This is a genomic window from Burkholderia sp. 9777_1386, from assembly GCF_015712265.1.
GTDB lineage: Bacteria > Pseudomonadota > Gammaproteobacteria > Burkholderiales > Burkholderiaceae > Burkholderia > Burkholderia cenocepacia.
This window is the reverse complement of the sequence record NZ_JACCQB010000007.1, coordinates 164,356-182,615: the sequence shown is the minus strand read 5'-3', so window position 1 is coordinate 182,615 and position 18,260 is coordinate 164,356. Positions and strand designations below refer to the sequence as shown.

The following is an 18,260-nucleotide window of genomic DNA, read 5'->3' as shown; positions in this document are numbered from 1 at the left end:
TGAGGAGTGAAACGATGAAGCGATATGGCGTAGGCGAAGCGAAGGGCACCGGCGGCCAGGTGATGCCGTTTGCACGGGCGGTCGAGGCCGACGGCTGGCTGTACGTGTCGGGCCAGACGCCGATGGTGAATGGCGAGGTCGTGGAAGGCGGGATCGTCACGCAGTCGAAGCAGGCGATCGAGAACGTGATCGCGATCCTGAAGGAAGCCGGCTACGGCCTCGAGCACGTCGTGCGCTGCGGCGTATGGCTCGACGACGCACGCGATTTCGCGTCGTTCAACAAGGTGTTCATTTCGTACTTCGGCGAGAACCCGCCGGCGCGCGCGTGCGTGCAGTCGAGCATGGTCATCGACTGCAAGGTCGAAGTCGATTGCATCGCTTACAAGGCGCCGGCGAAGTAACGCGGCCACGCTTCCCCGCGCACAGTGAAACAGCCCGGTCGGTTGAAGCCGACCGGGCTGTTTCGTTTGACGCGCGTGGCCGTTACTGCCGCGCGGTCCGCGCGTTGTCCGGCATCGGCTGGTTGTAGTTGGTGCGGAACGGGTTGATGTCGAGCCCGCCGCGGCGCGTATAGCGCGCGTACACCGCGAGCTTCACCGGTTTGCACGCGTGCATGATGTCGAGGAAGATCCGCTCGACGCACTGCTCGTGAAAGCCCGTGTGATTGCGGAACGAGATGATGTAGCGCAGCAGCCCCGCGTGGTCGATCTGCGGCCCGACGTAGTGGATCTGCACGCTGCCCCAGTCGGGCTGGCCCGTGACCGGGCAGTTCGAGCGCAGCAGGTCGGACACGAGCGTCTCCTCGACCGGTGCTTCGTCCTCGCCGTCGGCCGCCGACAGTAGCGACGGATCGGGTTCGTACACGTCGGCGTCGAGGTCGAGCCGGTCGAGCGACAGCCCGTCGAGCTCGTCCATCTCCAGCTTGCGGAAATCGTGCGCCGACACCAGCTGGACCGACACGCTCGCGCCGCACGCGGCCGACACGTCGCGCTTCAGCACGTCGCGCACCGCGTCGACCGAGTCGAACTTCGACTGTGCGAACGAGCCGAGATACAGCTTGAACGACTTCGATTCGACGATGTTCGGCGATTCGGCCGGCACGTAGAACGTCGCGATCGCGACCTGCGGCTTGCCGCGCGCGTTGAGCCACGACAGTTCGTACGCGTTCCAGATGTCGGTGCCGAAGAACGGCAGCGCCGACGTGATGCCGAGCTGCTCGCGCGCGCCGGCGCGCGGGATCGGGAACAGCAGCGACGCATCGTACTGCGCCGCGTAGACGGTGGCCTTGCCGAGCGGGGATTGTTCGGGATTCATTGCACGCAGCCTTTACGACAGGAAGAGGCGGTAAGCCGGGTTGGCGCTCTCTTCGACATACGGATAGCCGAGCGCCGCGAGGAAGCGTTCGAATTCGGCGCGGTCGGCCTGCGGCACCTGCAGCCCGACGAGGATCGAGCTGTAGTCCGCGCCCTGGTTACGGTAGTGGAACAGGCTGATGTTCCAGTCCGGCGCCATCGACGACAGGAACTTCATCAGCGCGCCCGGCCGTTCCGGGAATTCGAAGCGGAACAGGCGCTCGTCGAGCGCGAGCGGCGAGCGGCCGCCGACCATGTAGCGGATGTGCTCCTTCGACAGCTCGTCGTGCGTCAGGTCGACGCTCTTGAAACCGTGCGACTCGAAGTTCGCGGCGATCTCCGCCGATTCGCCGCGACGGCGGATCTGCACGCCGACGAAGATGTGCGCGGACTTCTCGTCGGCGATCCGGTAGTTGAACTCGGTGACGTTGCGATCGCCGACCAGCGAGCAGAAGCGCTTGAAGCTGCCGCGTTCCTCGGGGATCGTGACCGCGAACACCGCTTCGCGCGCTTCGCCGACCTCGGCGCGCTCGGCGACGAAGCGCATCCGGTCGAAGTTCATGTTCGCGCCGGACGTGACCGCGACGAGCGTCTGGTTCTCGATGCCTTCGCGTTCCGCGTACAGCTTCGCGCCCGCGACCGCGAGCGCGCCCGACGGTTCGAGCACGCTGCGCGTGTCCTGGAACACGTCCTTGATCGCCGCGCACAGCGCGTCGGTGTTGACCGTCACGACGCCGTCGAGGAATTCGCGGCACAGCCGGAAGGTTTCCTCGCCGACGAGCTTCACCGCGGTGCCGTCCGCGAACAGGCCGACCTCGCTCAGCTCGATGCGCTCGCCCGCGTCCAGCGACTGCTTCATCGCGCACGAGTCCTCGGCCTGCACGCCGATCACCTTGATCTCCGGACGCACCGCCTTCACGTACGCGGCGACGCCGGACGCGAGCCCGCCGCCGCCGATCGGCACGAAGATCGCATGGATCGGGCCCTGGTGCTGACGCAGGATCTCCATCGCGATCGTGCCCTGGCCGGCGATCACGTACGGATCGTCGAACGGGTGAACGAACGTGAGGTCGCGCTCCTGCTGGACCTTCACCGCGTGCGCGTATGCATCGCTGTACGATTCGCCCGCCTGGATCACCTCGACGCTCGGGCCGCCGTGCGCGCGCACCGCGTCGACCTTCACCTGCGGCGTCGTGACCGGCACGACGATCACGGCCTTGATGCCCATCCGGGCCGCCGAGAACGCGACACCCTGCGCGTGGTTGCCGGCCGACGCCGTAATCACGCCGCGCGCGAGCGCATCCGTCGGAATGTGCGCCATCTTGTTGTACGCGCCGCGCAGCTTGAACGAGAACACCGGCTGGTTGTCCTCGCGCTTCAGGTAAACGGCGTTGCGCAGCCGGGCCGACAGGTTGCGGGCGGGTTCGAGTTCCGTCTCGATCGCGACGTCGTAGACGCGCGCGGTGAGGATTTTCTTCAGGTAATCGTGGGATGCCATGGGCGCTCGCGTGCAGTGCGGATGCAGACGGTAAAGGGTCAATGATAGCGCCAAGGGTCCGCCCGTACGCAAGCGGCATGCCGGGCGGCCGGGTGGGCGTGCCGGCAGGGGAGGCGCGCCGCCGGGCGCCGCTTTTTATCGGCTTAACCGCGTGGTTACCGACCGGACGGACGGCGAATGATCGCATGAAACCGCGCCGAGCCCCGCCCGGCGCGGCTCGCGGCGATAGCCCCACGACCTGTCCGGCGTGTCACGGACCGCCCGATCATGGGTTAGAATTCCGTTTTGAATCAAGGATTCGGAAGATGCAGAGGCACCCTCGGATCGCACCGTTGAAGCCGACGCCGCGCGCAGCCAGCCCCGCGGCCGAACGGCATGCGCGCCGCGCGCGATCGTGCTGATGATCCCGAGTGCCGCCAGGCCCTGTCGCCGGCCAGGAGGGGCGAGTCGCCCGCTCCGGCCCCATGAAGGACAGCCGCGCGCCTGGTAACAGAACAGATTTCCCCAAGATTGCGCCCACGCGCTTGCCGACGCCCGTGCACGGTGTATCGGCCCTCCGAGTCGTCCGAACATGAACGCACCACAAGTTTTCGATCCGCATGGCGCGGCCGCCGCCGTCGCCGCCGACCCCGCGCCCCGCTTGCGCGAGATTCCCTACAACTACACGTCCTTCTCGGATCGCGAGATCGTGATCCGCCTGCTCGGCGAAGAGGCGTGGTCGGTGCTCGACGAGCTGCGCGCCGAGCGCCGTACGGGCCGCTCGGCGCGGATGCTGTATGAAGTGCTCGGCGACATCTGGGTCGTGCGTCGCAACCCGTACCTGCAGGACGACCTGCTCGACAACCCGAAGCGCCGCGCGCTGCTGATCGAGGCGCTGAACCACCGTCTGACCGAGATCGGCAAGCGCCGCAGCGCGGATCTCACCGAGCATCGCGACGACGCGGGCCGCGAGCGCGCGTCGCGCGTGGAGATGCTCGAGACCGCCGCGCAGCGTGCGGTCAACGAGTTCGCGGACGAATTCGACAAGATGGCCGAGCTGCGCCGCCGCGCGACCAAGGCGCTCGGCCGCTGCACGCAGAAGGACAACATCCGCTTCGACGGGCTGTCGCGCGTGTCGCACGTGACCGACGCGACCGACTGGCGCGTCGAATACCCGTTCGTCGTGCTGACGCCCGATACCGAAGCCGAGATCGCCGGCCTGATCAAGGCGTGCTTCGAGCTCGGCCTGACCGTGATCCCGCGTGGCGGCGGCACCGGCTACACGGGCGGCGCGGTGCCGCTCACGCCGTTCTCCGCGGTGATCAACACCGAAAAGCTCGAACAACTGGGCGCGGTCGAGCTGACCGAGCTGCCCGGCGTCGCGCACAAGGTGCCGACGATCTTCTCCGGCGCGGGCGTCGTCACGCGTCGCGTGACGGAAGCGGCCGAGGCGGCCGGCTACGTGTTCGCGGTCGATCCGACGTCGCTCGACGCCTCGTGCATCGGCGGCAACGTCGCGATGAACGCGGGCGGCAAGAAGGCCGTGCTGTGGGGCACCGCGCTCGACAACCTCGCCTGGTGGCGGATGGTCGACCCGGACGGCAACTGGCTCGAAGTCACGCGCCACGAGCACAACCAGGGCAAGATCCACGACATCGCGGTCGCGCGCTTCGAGCTGAAGTGGTTCGACGGCGCGTATGCGCCGGGCGAGAAGCTGCTCAAGAGCGAGATGCTCGAGATCGAAGGCCGCCGGTTCCGCAAGGAAGGGCTCGGCAAGGACGTGACCGACAAGTTCCTCGCCGGCCTGCCGGGCGTGCAGAAGGAAGGCTGCGACGGGCTCATCACGTCCGCGCGCTGGGTGCTGCACAAGATGCCCGCGCACACGCGCACCGTCTGCCTCGAATTCTTCGGCCAGGCGCGCGAGGCGATCCCGAGCATCGTCGAGATCAAGGATTACCTGTTCGAGACGTCGAAGCAGGGCGGCGCGATCCTCGCGGGCCTCGAGCACCTCGACGAGCGCTACCTGCGCGCGGTCGGCTACGCGACCAAGAGCAAGCGCAACGCATTCCCGAAGATGGTGCTGATCGGCGACATCGTCGGCGACGACGCCGACGCGGTCGCGCACGCGACGTCCGAAGTGATCCGGATGGCGAACGGCAAGAGCGGCGAAGGCTTCGTCGCGGTCAGCGCGGAGGCGCGCAAGCGCTTCTGGCTCGACCGCAGCCGCACGGCCGCGATCGCGAAGCACACGAACGCGTTCAAGATCAACGAGGACGTCGTCATCCCGCTGAACCGGATGGGCGAGTACACCGACGGCATCGAGCGGATCAACATCGAGCTGTCGCTGAAGAACAAGCTGCAGCTGGTCGATGCGCTCGAAGCGTTCTTCCGCGGCGGCAACCTGCCGCTCGGCAAGACCGACGACGCGAACGAGATCCCGAGCGCGGAACTGCTCGAGGATCGCGTCCAGCAGGCGCTGGAACTGCTCAAGCGCGTGCGTGCGCGCTGGGAATTCGTGCGCGACCGGCTCGACCAGCCGCTGCGCGAGGCGCAGCACTACCTGGTGCAGCTCGGCTACGAGGCGCTCGCCGAGAAGTTCGCGGATCGTGCGGACGAACAGCCGGGCGCGACCGTGTTCCACATCACGCAGGACCGCACGGTCCGCATCTCGTGGAAGCAGGAAATCCGCGCGGAATTGCGCGCGATCTTCAACGGCGGCGCATTCAAGCAGATCCTCGACGAGGCGCAGGCGATCCACAAGCGCGTGCTGCGCGGCCGCGTGTTCGTCGCACTGCACATGCACGCGGGCGACGGCAACGTCCACACCAACATCCCGGTCAACTCCGACAACTACGAGATGCTGCAGGACGCGCACGCGTCGGTCGCCCGCATCATGACGCTCGCGCGCTCGCTCGACGGCGTGATTTCCGGCGAACACGGGATCGGCATCACGAAGCTCGAATTCCTGACCGACGACGAGATTGCCGAATTCCGCGCATACAAGCAGCGCGTCGACCCGAACGGCCGCTTCAACAAGGGCAAGCTGCTCGACGGCGCCGACCTGCGCAACGCGTACACGCCGAGCTTCGGGCTGATGGGCTACGAATCGCTGATCATGCAGCAGTCCGACATCGGCGCGATCGCCGATTCGGTGAAGGACTGCCTGCGCTGCGGCAAGTGCAAGCCGGTGTGCGCGACCCACGTGCCGCGCGCGAACCTGCTGTACAGCCCGCGCAACAAGATCCTCGCGACGTCGCTCTTAGTCGAGGCGTTCCTGTACGAAGAACAGACGCGCCGCGGCGTGTCGATCAAGCACTGGGACGAGTTCAACGACGTGGCCGACCACTGCACGGTGTGCCACAAGTGCGCGACGCCGTGCCCGGTGAAGATCGATTTCGGCGACGTCACGATGAACATGCGCAACCTGTTGCGCAAGATGGGCAAGAAGAAGTTCAACGCCGGCAACGCGGCGGGCATGTTCTTCCTGAACGCGACCAATCCGCAGACGATCAACGTCGCGCGCGGCGTGATGATGGGCGTCGGCTACAAGGTGCAGCGCTTCGCGAACGACATGCTGAAGAAGGTCGTGACGAAGCAGACGCAGCACCCGCCCGCGACGACCGGCAAGCCGCCGGTGGTCGAGCAGGTGATCCACTTCGTCAACAAGAAGATGCCGGGCAACCTGCCGAAGAAGACGGCGCGCGCGCTGCTGGACATCGAGGACAACAAGATCGTGCCGATCATCCGCAACCCGAAGTCGACGACCGTCGATTCGGAGGCGGTGTTCTACTTCCCGGGCTGCGGCTCCGAGCGCCTGTTCTCGCAGGTCGGGCTGGCCACGCAGGCGATGCTGTGGGAAGCGGGCGTGCAGACGGTGCTGCCGCCGGGCTACCTGTGCTGCGGCTATCCGCAGCGCGGTTCGGGCCAGTACGACAAGGCCGAGAAGATCGTCACGGACAACCGCGTGCTGTTCCACCGCGTCGCGAACACGCTGAACTACCTCGACATCAAGACGGTCGTCGTGTCGTGCGGCACCTGCTACGACCAGCTCGCGGGTTACGAATTCGACAAGATCTTCCCGGGCTGCCGGATCATCGACATCCACGAGTTCCTGCTCGAGAAGGGGATGAAGCTCGACGGCGTGACGGGCACGCGCTACATGTATCACGACCCGTGCCACACGCCGATCAAGACGATCGACCCGGTGAAGCTCGTCAACGAGCTGATGGGCGCCGAGAAGGACGGCTACAAGATCGAGAAGAACGATCGCTGCTGCGGCGAATCGGGCACGCTGGCGGTCACGCGGCCGGACATCTCGACGCAGGTCCGCTTCCGCAAGGAGGAAGAGATCCGCAAGGGCGCCGCGAAGCTGCGCGCGATTCCCGTGGTGGCGGGCGACGCGCCGGCGCCGGCCGCCGCGGCCGCGAACGGCCCGGACGTGAAGATCCTGACGAGCTGCCCGTCGTGCCTGCAGGGCCTGTCGCGCTACAGCGAGGACGCGAACCTCGAAGCCGACTACATCGTGGTCGAAATCGCGCGCCAGGTGCTCGGCGAGAACTGGATGGCCGATTATGTCGCACGGGCGAACCATGGCGGGATCGAGCGCGTGCTGGTCTAATGCGGGCATGACGACCGCCCGACCGGGCCGGGAATGAGCGGGCGCCGGCATGCCATGCCGGCGCCCGTCCACATGGGAGCGACGATGGAATGCGTGTTTTGCCGTGAAGACGGCGGCGAGGTGCTCTGGCAGGACGATGCGCTGCGCGTCGTGCTTGCCACGGGCGAGCACGACTACCCGGGCTTCTGCCGGGTGATCTGGGGCGCGCACGTGGCCGAGTTCTCCGATCTCGGCGAGCCCGAGCGGGCACATCTGATGCGCGTGGTCTACGCGGTCGAGCGGGCCGTGCGCCGCGTGATGCAGCCGAACAAGGTGAATCTCGCGAGCCTCGGCAACATGGTGCCGCACGTGCACTGGCACGTGATTCCGCGCTTTTCCAACGATGCCCATTTTCCGCAGCCCGTGTGGGCACCGCGCCAGCGCAGCGTGTCCGAGGCGCTGCTGCGCTCGCGCGCGGCGCAGGCCTCGCTGCTGCACAATGCGGTGCGCGAGGAAATTCAACGCATGACCGATTCGAGGCAAGCATGAGCGGTTTGACTTCCACGACGCCGATTCCGTCCGGCGTCGTCGTGCACGCGGTGTCGCGCGTGCTCGAATTGCAGTATCCGAACGGCGAGAGTTACCGGATTCCGTTCGAGCTGATGCGCGTCTATTCGCCGTCGGCCGAGGTGCGCGGCCACGGGCCCGGCCAGGAGACGTTGCAGACCGGCAAGCGCGAAGTGACGATCACCGCGCTCGAGGGCGTCGGCAACTATGCGCTGCAGCCGACGTTCTCCGACGGCCATTCGACCGGCATCTACTCGTGGGACCTGCTGTACGAGCTGGCGACGCAGCAGGACGCGCTGTGGCGCGACTATTTCGACAAACTGAAGGCGGCGGGCGTCGAGCGCGACGCGCCGATGCAGGCGGCCGGCGCGCCGCACGGCCACTGCCACTGAAATCGACGGCGCCCGCTCGGCGCCGTCTTGCCATTTACTGAGGATCAACGCGATGAGCAAAACCCACTTCGGCTTCGAGAGCGTCGAGGAAAACGAAAAAGCGAAGAAAGTGGCGGGCGTGTTTCATTCGGTCGCGAGCAACTACGATCTGATGAACGACCTGATGTCGGCGGGCATGCACCGCGCGTGGAAGGCGTTCACGATCGCGCAGGCGAACGTGCGCCCCGGCTTCAAGGTGCTCGACATCGCGGCCGGCACCGGCGACCTGACGAAGTCGTTCGCGAAGGCGGCCGGGCCGACGGGCGAGGTCTGGCATACCGACATCAACGAATCGATGCTGCGCGTGGGCCGCGACCGGCTGCTCGACAAGGGCGTCGTGACGCCGTCGCTGCTGTGCGACGCCGAGAAAATTCCCTTCCCGGACAACTACTTCGACGTGGTCACGGTCGCGTTCGGGCTGCGCAACATGACGCACAAGGATGCCGCGCTGGCCGAGATGCGCCGCGTGACGAAGCCCGGCGGTCGCGTGATGGTGCTGGAATTCTCGAAAGTCTGGGATCCGCTGAAAAAAGCGTACGATCTGTATTCTTTCAAAGTATTACCGTGGCTTGGCGACAAGTTCGCGAAAGATGCCGAAAGTTATCGGTATCTTGCTGAATCTATCCGGATGCACCCCGATCAGGACACGCTGAAGACGATGATGGAACAAGCGGGCCTCGACGCCGTCAAATATTACAATTTGTCAGGTGGCGTGGTAGCTTTACACCTAGGGACCAAGTACTAAGGGGTTCTTTCCCTACATTCGTCTTACATTCGGAGAAGCTGATGTCTGAATCGCGTTCGTTGTTCAACCGTAGCAAGCCGTCGAAGCCGTGGGCTCGACGGGTCGGCACGCTGCTGATGGTCGGCCTGCTCACGGCCGGCACGTTCGCATCGCTCGACGCTGAAGCGAAGCGCATGGGCGGCGGGCGCAGCATCGGCCGCCAGAATTCCACCGTCACGCAGCGTCAGGCCACGCCGCCTGCGCAGCAGCCGATGCAGCAGGCCGCGCCGTCGCAGGCGCAGCGCACGAACCCGGCTGCCCCCACGCCGGCCGCGCAGCCCAACCGCTCGCGCTGGCTCGGGCCGATCGCCGGCCTCGCGGCCGGTCTCGGTATCGCGGCGCTGCTGTCGCACTTCGGTCTCGGCGGCGCATTCGCGAGCATGATGGCGAACGTCATCGTGATTGCGTTGCTCGCGATGGTCGGCATCTGGCTGATCCGCAAGTTCATGAACCGCCGTCGCCCGCAGGAGCCGGCGTATTCGGTCGGCGGCGCCGCATCGTCGTCGGGCGGCTACTCGCAAAGCCCGTCGTTCCAGCAAGGCAATGCCGGCAGCAACTACGCGGGCAGCGGCAGCAGCTATGCGAACGAAGCGCAGGGCGTGTTCGGCGGCGGTGCGGCGGCCGCCGGCGCGGCTGCGGCGGCAGCGGCGCCCCTGCAGGTGCCGGCCGGCTTCGACACCGAAGCGTTCCTGCGCAGCGCGAAAGTCTATTTCGTGCGCCTGCAGGCCGCGTGGGACCAGGGCAACCTGGCCGACATCCGCGAGTTCACGACGCCCGAAATGTTCGCCGAGATCAAGATCGACCTCGATTCGCGCGGCAACGACGCGAACCAGACCGACGTCGTACAGCTCGACGCGGAACTGGTCGCGATCGAGGATCGCGGCATCGAGCAGTCGGCGAGCGTGCGCTTCCACGGCCTGATCCGCGAATCGGCGAATACGTCGGCGGCGCCGTTCGACGAGGTGTGGAACCTGTCGAAGTCGGGCAGCCAGGGCTGGCTGCTCGCGGGTATCCAGCAGATCAACACGCACTGAGCGTGGCCGGCGGCCCGCGCCGCCGGGCACCCGGGCGACGGCCGCCGCACTGCGACCGCTTGCCGCCCGGGTGTACGGTCAGGCACGGTCCGCCATCGATCCGACGTTACAATAGAAACCCGCGTGGGCGCCCGGCCTGCGCGGGTTTTTTCTTTCCCAGCCCGATGACCTTTGCCGCCAAGCCTTTTGCTGCTGCCGTCAATCACCTGCTCGCGCGCGAATCGTGGGCACGCGACCGCCTGATTCCCTATGCGGGCAAGACCGCCCGGATCGACGTGCCTCCCGTCACGCTCACGCTGCTGGTGCAGCCCGACGGTTATCTGTCGGCCGTCGACGCGCACGACGCGCAACAGGTCGACGTGTCGATCGCGCTCGCCGGCGACACGGTCGCCGCGTTCCTGCAGGGCGGCCAGGCGGCCGTGATGAAGCACGTGAAGATCGAAGGCGACGCGGAATTCGCGACGCAGATCGCGAAGCTGGCCGAGCATCTGCGCTGGGAACCGGAAGAAGATCTCGCGAAGCTGGTCGGCGACGCGGCGGCGTACCGGATCGCGACGGTCGTGCGCGACGCCGGCGCGCGCGCACGCCGCACCGGCCGCAACGTGCTCGATTCCGTCGCCGAATACTGGCTCGACGAGAACCCGCAGGTCGTCCGGCGCGCGTCGCTCGGCGGCTTCGACGCCGAGCTGGCGCGCGCACGCGATGCGCTCGCGCGGGTCGAAAAGCGGGTCGAGCGACTCGAACAAAAAATCGGCGCGCGCACGGGCTCCGGCCCGCGCGGCGCGCACTGAGGGCCGCAGGGCATGCGCATTTTCCGTTTCATCAAGATTGTCTACACCGTCATCCGCTTTGGCCTCGACGAAGTGATGCTGTCCCGGATCGACGACCGGCGGGTGAAGCTGCTGCTGCGGATCACGACGATCGGTCGCCGCTTCTCCGATCCGCCGGCCGTGCGGTTGCGTCACGCGCTCGAAAGCCTGGGCCCGATCTTCGTGAAGTTCGGCCAGGTGCTGTCGACGCGCCGCGACCTGCTGTCGGTCGATTTCGCGAACGAACTCGCGAAGCTGCAGGACCAGGTGCCGCCGTTCGATTCGGCCGTCGCGATCGCGATCATCGAGAAGTCGCTCGGCGCGCCGGTCGACGAGCTGTTCGACGAATTCGAGCGTGAGCCGATCGCGAGCGCGTCGATCGCGCAGGTGCATTTCGCGAAGCTGAAGCAGGGCGTGCATGCGGGCAAGGCCGTCGCCGTCAAGGTGCTGCGCCCGAACATGCTGCCGGTGATCGATTCCGACCTCGCGCTGATGCGCGACATCGCGACGTGGACCGAACGCATGTGGGCCGACGGCCGGCGCCTGAAGCCACGCGAGGTCGTCGCCGAATTCGACAAGTACCTGCACGACGAGCTCGACCTGATGCGCGAGGCCGCCAACGGCAGCCAGCTGCGCCGCAACTTCGCGGGCCTCGACCTGCTGCTCGTGCCCGAGATGTTCTGGGATTTCTCGACGTCGCAGGTGCTCGTGATGGAGCGCATGACCGGCGTGCCGATCAGCCAGGTTGAGACGCTGCGCTCGGCCGGCGTCGACATCAAGAAGCTCGCGCGCGAAGGCGTCGAGATCTTCTTCACGCAGGTGTTCCGCGACGGCTTCTTCCACGCCGACATGCACCCCGGCAACATCCAGGTGAGCCTCGACCCGAACACGTTCGGCCGCTATATCGCGCTCGATTTCGGGATCGTCGGCGCGCTGTCCGATTTCGACAAGAACTACCTCGCGCAGAACTTCCTCGCGTTCTTCAAGCGCGACTACCACCGTGTCGCGACGCTCCACCTCGAATCGGGCTGGGTGCCGCCGGAGACCCGCGTCGAGGAGCTCGAAAGCGCGATCCGCGCGGTGTGCGAGCCGTATTTCGACCGCGCGCTGAAGGACATCTCGCTCGGCCAGGTGCTGATGCGCCTGTTCTCGACGTCGCGTCGCTTCAACGTCGAGATCCAGCCGCAGCTCGTGCTGCTGCAGAAGACGATGCTGAACGTCGAAGGGCTCGGCCGCTCGCTCGATCCCGAACTCGACCTGTGGAAGACCGCGAAGCCGTATCTCGAGCGCTGGATGACCGAGCAGATCGGCCTGCGCGGCTGGTACGAGCGGTTCAAGGTCGAGGCGCCGCAGTGGAGCAAGACGCTGCCGCAACTGCCGCGCCTCATCCACCATGCGCTGGCCGCGCGCCACGATGCGCCGCGCGCCGCGAGCGAGGAACTGATGCGTCAGGTCCTCGTCGAGCAGAAGCGGACGAACCGGCTGCTGCAGGCGTTGCTGATCTTCGGCCTGGCCGTCGGCGTCGGGGCGCTCGTCGCGCGCGTGCTGCTCGCGCTCGCGTACGGCGCTTGATCGAAAGGAGCACGGCGATGTCCGATCCGAAGCAACCGGCCGCACCGTCGGCCACCGATTTCGCGACACGCGACCCGGGCAGCGCGTCGTTCTGGAACGAGCGCTTCGAGCGCGGCGTGACGCCATGGGAATTCGGCGGCGTGCCGGACGGTTTTCGCGTGTTCGCGCAGCGGCTGGCGCCGCGCGCGGTGCTGATTCCCGGCTGCGGCAGCGCGCAGGAGGCCGGCTGGCTCGCGCAGGCCGGCTGGCCGGTGCGGGCGATCGATTTCGCCGCGCAGGCGGTCGCTGCGGCGAAGGCGCAGCTCGGCACGCATGCGGACGTCGTCGAGCAGGCCGATTTTTTTCAGTACCGGCCGCCGTTCGACGTGCAGTGGGTGTACGAGCGTGCGTTCCTGTGCGCGTTGCCGCCGAGCCTGCGTGCCGATTATGCGGCGCGGATGGCCGAGCTGCTGCCCGCGGGCGGATTGCTGGCCGGCTATTTCTTCGTGGTGGCGAAACCGAAGGGGCCGCCGTTCGGGATCGAGCACGCGGAACTCGATGCGCTGCTCGCGCCGCACTTCGAGCTGGTCGAGGATTTGCCCGTGACCGATTCGCTGGCCGTGTTCGACGGGCACGAGCGCTGGCTCACGTGGCGTCGCCGCTGATGCGCGGGCGTCGCGGCCATTGCCGGAGCGCGCCAGGGTTTCGGCTATAATTCAAGGTTTTGCAAGCCGTTTCCAGTTTCTGCGGGAAAAATATCATGCCGATCTACGCCTATCGATGCGAAGCGTGCGGTTTCGCGAAGGACGTGCTCCAGAAGATGAGCGACGCGCCGCTGTCGCAATGCCCTGAATGCGGGAAGGATGCTTTTCGCAAACAGGTGACCGCCGCCGGTTTCCAGCTGAAGGGCTCGGGGTGGTATGTCACCGATTTCCGCGGCGGCTCGGGCGGTACCAGCGCGCCGGCGACGGCGTCGGGCGACGCGGCGCCGGCCGCACCGGCGGCTGAAGCCGCACCCGCCGCGGCCGCGCCGGCTGCGGCGAGCAGTTCGGGCAGTACCTCGACGACGAGCGCCGCGCCGGCTCCGGCCGCAGCGCCCGCCGCCGGTAGTTGACCGTCGCGGCCCGTCCGGGTCGCGACCAACCCGCGCCGCCGGCGCGGTTCATTGACGGCAGATGATGAAAAAGACGACCCTGAAAACGGTGTTCCTGACCGGCCTGCTGGTTCTCGTCCCGCTCGCGATCACGCTGTGGGTGCTCGGCCTCATCATCGGCACGATGGACCAGACGCTGCTCCTGCTGCCCGAATCGTGGCAGCCCGAGCGGATGCTCGGCTTCCATCTGCCGGGGATCGGCGCGGTGCTGACGCTCGCGTTCATCTTCGTCGTCGGGCTGGCCACGCAGAACTTCATCGGCCAGAAGCTCGTCACGTGGTGGAACGCGGTCGTGCGTCACATCCCGGTCGTCGGGCCGATCTACACGAGCGTCAAGCAGGTGTCCGACACGCTGCTGTCGAGCAGCGGCAATGCATTCCGCAAGGCGCTGCTGATCGAATACCCGCGCCGCGGCTCGTATACGATCGCGTTTCTGACCGGCACGCCCGGCGGCGACGTGGTCAACCATCTGACGGAAGAGTACGTGAGCGTGTACGTGCCCACGACGCCGAACCCGACGTCGGGCTTCTTCCTGATGCTGCCGAAGAGCGAAGTCATCGAACTCGACATGTCGGTCGATGCCGCGCTCAAGTACATCGTCTCGATGGGCGTCGTGGCGCCTTCGGCGCCGGCTCCGGCGCCCGCCCGCCGTCCCGTCGAGCCGCCGCTGTAAGTAAAGAATCATCGCCCGGGCCGCGCGTTGCGGCGCCCGTTGATCAAACCGAACGAAAGCAAACATCATGTCGATGCGTACTGAATACTGCGGTCTCGTGACCGAACACCTGCTGGGCCAAACCGTGTCGCTGTGCGGCTGGGTGCAGCGCCGCCGCGATCACGGCGGTGTGATCTTCATCGACCTGCGCGATCGTGAAGGCCTCGTGCAAGTGGTGTGCGACCCGGATCGCGCCGAGATGTTCGCGACCGCCGAAGGCGTGCGCAACGAGTTCTGCGTGCAGATCAAGGGCCTCGTGCGCAACCGTCCGGAAGGCACGGTCAACGCCGGCCTGAAGAGCGGCAAGATCGAAGTGCTGTGCCACGAACTGAACGTGCTGAACGCGTCGGTCACGCCGCCGTTCCAGCTCGACGACGACAACCTGTCGGAAACGACGCGTCTCACGCACCGTGTGCTCGACCTGCGCCGCCCGCAGATGCAGCACAACCTGCGCCTGCGCTACCGCGTCGCGATCGAGGCGCGCAAGTACCTCGACGAGCAGGGCTTCATCGACATCGAGACGCCGATGCTGACGAAGAGCACGCCGGAAGGCGCGCGCGACTACCTCGTGCCGTCGCGCGTGAACGCGGGCCAGTTCTTCGCGCTGCCGCAGTCGCCGCAGCTGTTCAAGCAGCTGCTGATGGTCGCGAACTTCGACCGTTACTACCAGATCACCAAGTGCTTCCGCGACGAAGACCTCCGCGCGGACCGTCAGCCGGAATTCACGCAGATCGACTGCGAGACGTCGTTCCTCGGCGAGCAGGAAATCCGTGACCTGTTCGAAGACATGATCCGTCACATCTTCAAGACGACGATCGACGTCGAGCTCGACGCGAAATTCCCGGTGATGCCGTACTCGGAAGCGATGGCGCGTTTCGGTTCGGACAAACCGGACCTGCGCGTGCAGCTCGAATTCACCGAGCTGACCGACGCGATGAAGGACGTCGACTTCAAGGTATTCAGCACGCCGGCCAACGCGAAGGACGGCCGGGTTGCGGCGCTGCGCGTGCCGAAGGGCGGCGAGCTGTCGCGCGGCGACATCGACGGCTACACGGAATTCGTGCGTATCTACGGCGCGAAGGGCCTCGCGTGGATCAAGGTCAACGAGAAGGCGAAGGGCCGCGACGGCCTGCAGAGCCCGATCGTCAAGAACCTGCACGATGCATCGATCGCGGCGATCCTCGAGCGCACCGGCGCCGAAGACGGCGACATCATCTTCTTCGCGGCCGATCGCGCGAAGGTCGTCAACGACAGCCTCGGCGCGCTGCGCCTGAAGATCGGCCATTCGGAATTCGGCAAGGCGAACGGTCTCGTCCAGGCCGGCTGGAAGCCGCTGTGGGTCGTCGACTTCCCGATGTTCGAATACGACGACGAAGATGCGCGCTACGTCGCCGCGCACCATCCGTTCACGAGCCCGAAGGACGAGCACCTCGAGTACCTCGAGACCGACCCGGGCCGCTGCCTCGCGAAGGCGTACGACATGGTGCTGAACGGCTGGGAAATCGGCGGCGGCTCGGTGCGTATCCACCGCGAGGAAGTGCAGAGCAAGGTGTTCCGCGCGCTGAAGATCGGCGCGGAAGAAGCGCAGGCGAAGTTCGGCTTCCTGCTGGACGCGCTGCAGTACGGCGCGCCGCCGCACGGCGGTATCGCGTTCGGTCTCGACCGTATCGTCACGATGATGGCCGGCGCCGATTCGATCCGCGACGTGATCGCGTTCCCGAAGACGCAGCGTGCGCAGGATCTGCTCACGCAGGCGCCGAGCCCGGTCGACGAGCGTCAGCTGCGCGAGCTGCACATCCGTCTGCGTCAGCCGGAGCAGCCGAAGGCGTAACGCGCTTCTCGCCCCGGTCGTGTGCGTGGTCACGCGCACACGACGCCCATGAAAAAGGCGCAGTGATGCGCCTTTTTCATTTTTTGCGGTACAGTCGCAGCACTTGCCGCACGTTCGGGCGCAGGCCCGGCGCACGGCCCTGTGCCGCATGAAACAAAGATGACGAAGCCGCCGAAAATCCCCGAATCCGTTCTCGTCGTGATCTACACGCCCGACCTCGATGTGCTCGTGATCAAGCGTGCCGACCAGCCCGATTTCTGGCAATCGGTCACCGGCTCGAAGGACGCGCTCGACGAGCCGCTCGCGCTCACCGCCGCGCGCGAAGTGGCCGAGGAAACCGGCATCGCGGTCGGCACGCCGGACGTGCCGGCCAGCGCGCTCGTCGACTGGCACCACCGGATCGAATACACGATCTATCCGCAATACCTGCATCGCTATGCGCCGGGCGTCACGCGCAACGTCGAGCACTGGTTCGGCCTGTGCGTGCCGCATCGCGTCGACGTGACGCTGTCGCCGCGCGAGCATGTCGACCATGCGTGGCTGCCGTTCCGCGAGGCGGCCGCGCGCTGCTTCTCGCCGTCGAACGCCGAGGCGATCCTGCAATTGCCCGCGCGCGTGGCCCTCGCGCGTGCGCCGCACGGCTCGTCCGCATGAATGCGGAGACCCGCAAGCGCTTCGCGCAATTGCGGCAGATGTTCCTGCAGGAGCGCGGCTCCGCGTCGCGGCTCGCGTTTACGGCCGGCAACACGGTGCGGCTGTGCGAAACCGGCGGCGAATTCTTCCACGCGCTGATCGAGCGGATCGACGCCGCCCGCGAGCAGGTGATGCTCGAAACCTACATCTTCTGCGACGACGCGGCCGGCCGCCCGGTGTCGGACGCGCTGATCCGCGCGGCGCAGCGCGGCGTGCGCGTGCGGGTGATCACCGACGGCATCGGCACCGCACGCCTGCCGCTGTTCGACACGTGGGCCGAGTCCGGTGTCGAGCACTGCATCTACAACCGTTTCCTGTTCGGCCGCTTCGGCTTCTCGCGCACGCACCGCAAGCTCGCGGTGATCGATCATGCGGTCGCGTTCTGCGGCGGCATCAACATCGTCGACGACTACACGCAGGGCAGCGCGACGCTGCCGTTCCCGCGCTGGGATTTCGCGGTCGAGATGGCCGGGCCCGCGGTGTCCGACGTGCGTGCCGCGTTCGAGCTGCAATGGCACCGGATCCAGTTCGGCCACAAGCCGTACGCGCAGTACGCGGCCGGGCTGCACGGCGGCGAAGCGTTCCCGGACATGTTCCGGCGCTGGATGCGCAGCCACCGGTGGATCAAGGCCGGCGCGCTGCGGGTCGTGACGGAGCCGAGCGTCGCGTTCGTCGCGCGCGACAACGTCGTGAACCGCCGCGCGATCGAGAAGGCCTATCTCGCGGCAATCGGCCAGGCGCGCCAGCGGATCCTGCTCGCGAATCCGTATTTCATGCCGGGCCGCAAGCTGCGTCGCGCGCTGACGGGCGCGGCGCGGCGGGGTGTCGACGTGCAGGTGCTGATCGGCCGCAAGGAATTCGCGGCGCTCGATACGGCCGTACCGTTCCTCTATCACACGCTGCTGCGCGCGGGCGTGCGCGTCGCCGAATACGACAAGACGATCCTGCACGGCAAGGTCGCCGTGATCGACGACAACTGGGCGACGGTCGGCTCGTCGAATCTGGACGCGCTGAGCCTGATGCTGAACAATGAAGCGAACGTCGTGCTGGTGCGCTACGATGCAGTGACGAACCAGTTGCGCGACGCGATCGCCACCGCGTTCGCCGAAGGCCGGGAGATCGATGCCGCGCACTACGCGGCGCGCCCGCGCGTCGAGCGGCTGCTGAACTGGCTCGCGTACACGACCTACCGTGTCGTGATGAAGGCGCTGACGGTCGGCGGTTACGACTGACGCCGACTAAGTATTCGCTTCAAAAAATCTGTCCGCA

16 protein-coding genes are annotated in these 18,260 nt (G+C 66.8%); 14 read left to right on the top strand and 2 right to left on the bottom strand.

Annotated elements, in window-relative coordinates; genetic code table 11:
* The first annotated feature begins 14 nt into the window (after nt 1–14).
* Nucleotides 15–401, top strand: a complete 387-nt coding sequence (locus tag H0X91_RS08765) for a RidA family protein (protein ID WP_006497391.1) — start codon at nt 15–17, stop codon at nt 399–401.
* Between the two features lie 82 nt (nt 402–483).
* On the opposite strand, the gene queF is transcribed toward H0X91_RS08765, so the two are convergent.
* A complete protein-coding gene (gene queF, locus H0X91_RS08760) occupies nt 484–1,314 on the bottom strand; it encodes an NADPH-dependent 7-cyano-7-deazaguanine reductase QueF (RefSeq protein WP_006497390.1) in 831 nt (276 codons plus the stop codon).
* A 12-nt stretch (nt 1,315–1,326) separates the two neighbouring features.
* Nucleotides 1,327–2,850 (bottom strand): threonine ammonia-lyase, biosynthetic, encoded by a 1,524-nt coding sequence (ilvA, locus tag H0X91_RS08755; RefSeq protein ID WP_006487895.1) that lies wholly within the window; start codon nt 2,848–2,850, stop codon nt 1,327–1,329.
* A gap of 571 nt (nt 2,851–3,421) precedes the next feature.
* On the opposite strand from ilvA, the gene H0X91_RS08750 reads away from it, so the two are divergent.
* From H0X91_RS08750 to clsB, 13 genes are all read left to right on the top strand, one after another.
* Complete coding sequence (locus H0X91_RS08750; RefSeq protein ID WP_006487887.1) at nt 3,422–7,447, top strand: DUF3683 domain-containing protein; 4,026 nt, start codon at nt 3,422–3,424, stop codon at nt 7,445–7,447.
* Nucleotides 7,448–7,531: 84 nt separating this feature from the next.
* A complete protein-coding gene (locus tag H0X91_RS08745; protein ID WP_011546191.1) occupies nt 7,532–7,975 on the top strand; it encodes an HIT family protein in 444 nt (147 codons plus the stop codon).
* A complete protein-coding gene (locus H0X91_RS08740; RefSeq protein WP_006487879.1) occupies nt 7,972–8,385 on the top strand; it encodes a gamma-butyrobetaine hydroxylase-like domain-containing protein in 414 nt (137 codons plus the stop codon). Before H0X91_RS08745 ends, H0X91_RS08740 begins: the two co-directional genes overlap by 4 nt.
* 52 nt (nt 8,386–8,437) lie before the next feature.
* Nucleotides 8,438–9,169, top strand: coding sequence for a bifunctional demethylmenaquinone methyltransferase/2-methoxy-6-polyprenyl-1,4-benzoquinol methylase UbiE (ubiE, locus tag H0X91_RS08735; RefSeq protein ID WP_006477837.1), 732 nt, complete (start codon nt 8,438–8,440; stop codon nt 9,167–9,169).
* Between the two features lie 41 nt (nt 9,170–9,210).
* A complete protein-coding gene (locus H0X91_RS08730; RefSeq protein WP_006487901.1) occupies nt 9,211–10,242 on the top strand; it encodes a Tim44 domain-containing protein in 1,032 nt (343 codons plus the stop codon).
* A gap of 164 nt (nt 10,243–10,406) precedes the next feature.
* On the top strand, nt 10,407–11,033 hold the full coding sequence (locus H0X91_RS08725) for a ubiquinone biosynthesis accessory factor UbiJ (RefSeq protein WP_006487883.1): 627 nt from the start codon (nt 10,407–10,409) through the stop codon (nt 11,031–11,033).
* A 12-nt stretch (nt 11,034–11,045) separates the two neighbouring features.
* Entirely contained in the window at nt 11,046–12,623 is a 1,578-nt protein-coding gene (gene ubiB / locus H0X91_RS08720; protein ID WP_006487907.1) for a ubiquinone biosynthesis regulatory protein kinase UbiB, read from the top strand.
* Between the two features lie 17 nt (nt 12,624–12,640).
* Nucleotides 12,641–13,267, top strand: a complete 627-nt coding sequence (locus H0X91_RS08715; RefSeq protein WP_058901799.1) for an SAM-dependent methyltransferase — start codon at nt 12,641–12,643, stop codon at nt 13,265–13,267.
* 95 nt (nt 13,268–13,362) lie between these two features.
* Nucleotides 13,363–13,716, top strand: coding sequence for an FmdB family zinc ribbon protein (locus H0X91_RS08710; protein WP_006497387.1), 354 nt, complete (start codon nt 13,363–13,365; stop codon nt 13,714–13,716).
* A gap of 61 nt (nt 13,717–13,777) precedes the next feature.
* A complete protein-coding gene (locus H0X91_RS08705; RefSeq protein WP_006477842.1) occupies nt 13,778–14,428 on the top strand; it encodes a DUF502 domain-containing protein in 651 nt (216 codons plus the stop codon).
* Between the two features lie 67 nt (nt 14,429–14,495).
* The gene (gene aspS / locus H0X91_RS08700) at nt 14,496–16,298 is read left to right on the top strand and encodes an aspartate--tRNA ligase (protein WP_006485737.1); all 1,803 of its coding nucleotides are present in this window, start codon (nt 14,496–14,498) and stop codon (nt 16,296–16,298) included.
* A 159-nt stretch (nt 16,299–16,457) separates the two neighbouring features.
* Nucleotides 16,458–16,952, top strand: coding sequence for a dihydroneopterin triphosphate diphosphatase (nudB, locus tag H0X91_RS08695; RefSeq protein WP_006485748.1), 495 nt, complete (start codon nt 16,458–16,460; stop codon nt 16,950–16,952).
* Nucleotides 16,949–18,223: a cardiolipin synthase ClsB gene (clsB, locus tag H0X91_RS08690; protein WP_006485739.1), complete on the top strand. Its 1,275-nt coding sequence runs from the start codon at nt 16,949–16,951 to the stop codon at nt 18,221–18,223. Before nudB ends, clsB begins: the two co-directional genes overlap by 4 nt.
* Nucleotides 18,224–18,260: the final 37 nt, after the last annotated feature.

What these genes read in the sequence shown, in the direction of transcription:
- H0X91_RS08765 (WP_006497391.1), top strand. Translation starts at nt 15, where the DNA reads ATGAAGCGATATGGCGTAGGCGAAGCGAAGGGCACCGGCGGCCAGGTG.
- queF (WP_006497390.1), bottom strand. Translation starts at nt 1,314, where the DNA reads ATGAATCCCGAACAATCCCCGCTCGGCAAGGCCACCGTCTACGCGGCG.
- ilvA (WP_006487895.1), bottom strand. Translation starts at nt 2,850, where the DNA reads ATGGCATCCCACGATTACCTGAAGAAAATCCTCACCGCGCGCGTCTAC.
- H0X91_RS08750 (WP_006487887.1), top strand. Translation starts at nt 3,422, where the DNA reads ATGAACGCACCACAAGTTTTCGATCCGCATGGCGCGGCCGCCGCCGTC.
- H0X91_RS08745 (WP_011546191.1), top strand. Translation starts at nt 7,532, where the DNA reads ATGGAATGCGTGTTTTGCCGTGAAGACGGCGGCGAGGTGCTCTGGCAG.
- H0X91_RS08740 (WP_006487879.1), top strand. Translation starts at nt 7,972, where the DNA reads ATGAGCGGTTTGACTTCCACGACGCCGATTCCGTCCGGCGTCGTCGTG.
- ubiE (WP_006477837.1), top strand. Translation starts at nt 8,438, where the DNA reads ATGAGCAAAACCCACTTCGGCTTCGAGAGCGTCGAGGAAAACGAAAAA.
- H0X91_RS08730 (WP_006487901.1), top strand. Translation starts at nt 9,211, where the DNA reads ATGTCTGAATCGCGTTCGTTGTTCAACCGTAGCAAGCCGTCGAAGCCG.
- H0X91_RS08725 (WP_006487883.1), top strand. Translation starts at nt 10,407, where the DNA reads ATGACCTTTGCCGCCAAGCCTTTTGCTGCTGCCGTCAATCACCTGCTC.
- ubiB (WP_006487907.1), top strand. Translation starts at nt 11,046, where the DNA reads ATGCGCATTTTCCGTTTCATCAAGATTGTCTACACCGTCATCCGCTTT.
- H0X91_RS08715 (WP_058901799.1), top strand. Translation starts at nt 12,641, where the DNA reads ATGTCCGATCCGAAGCAACCGGCCGCACCGTCGGCCACCGATTTCGCG.
- H0X91_RS08710 (WP_006497387.1), top strand. Translation starts at nt 13,363, where the DNA reads ATGCCGATCTACGCCTATCGATGCGAAGCGTGCGGTTTCGCGAAGGAC.
- H0X91_RS08705 (WP_006477842.1), top strand. Translation starts at nt 13,778, where the DNA reads ATGATGAAAAAGACGACCCTGAAAACGGTGTTCCTGACCGGCCTGCTG.
- aspS (WP_006485737.1), top strand. Translation starts at nt 14,496, where the DNA reads ATGTCGATGCGTACTGAATACTGCGGTCTCGTGACCGAACACCTGCTG.
- nudB (WP_006485748.1), top strand. Translation starts at nt 16,458, where the DNA reads ATGACGAAGCCGCCGAAAATCCCCGAATCCGTTCTCGTCGTGATCTAC.
- clsB (WP_006485739.1), top strand. Translation starts at nt 16,949, where the DNA reads ATGAATGCGGAGACCCGCAAGCGCTTCGCGCAATTGCGGCAGATGTTC.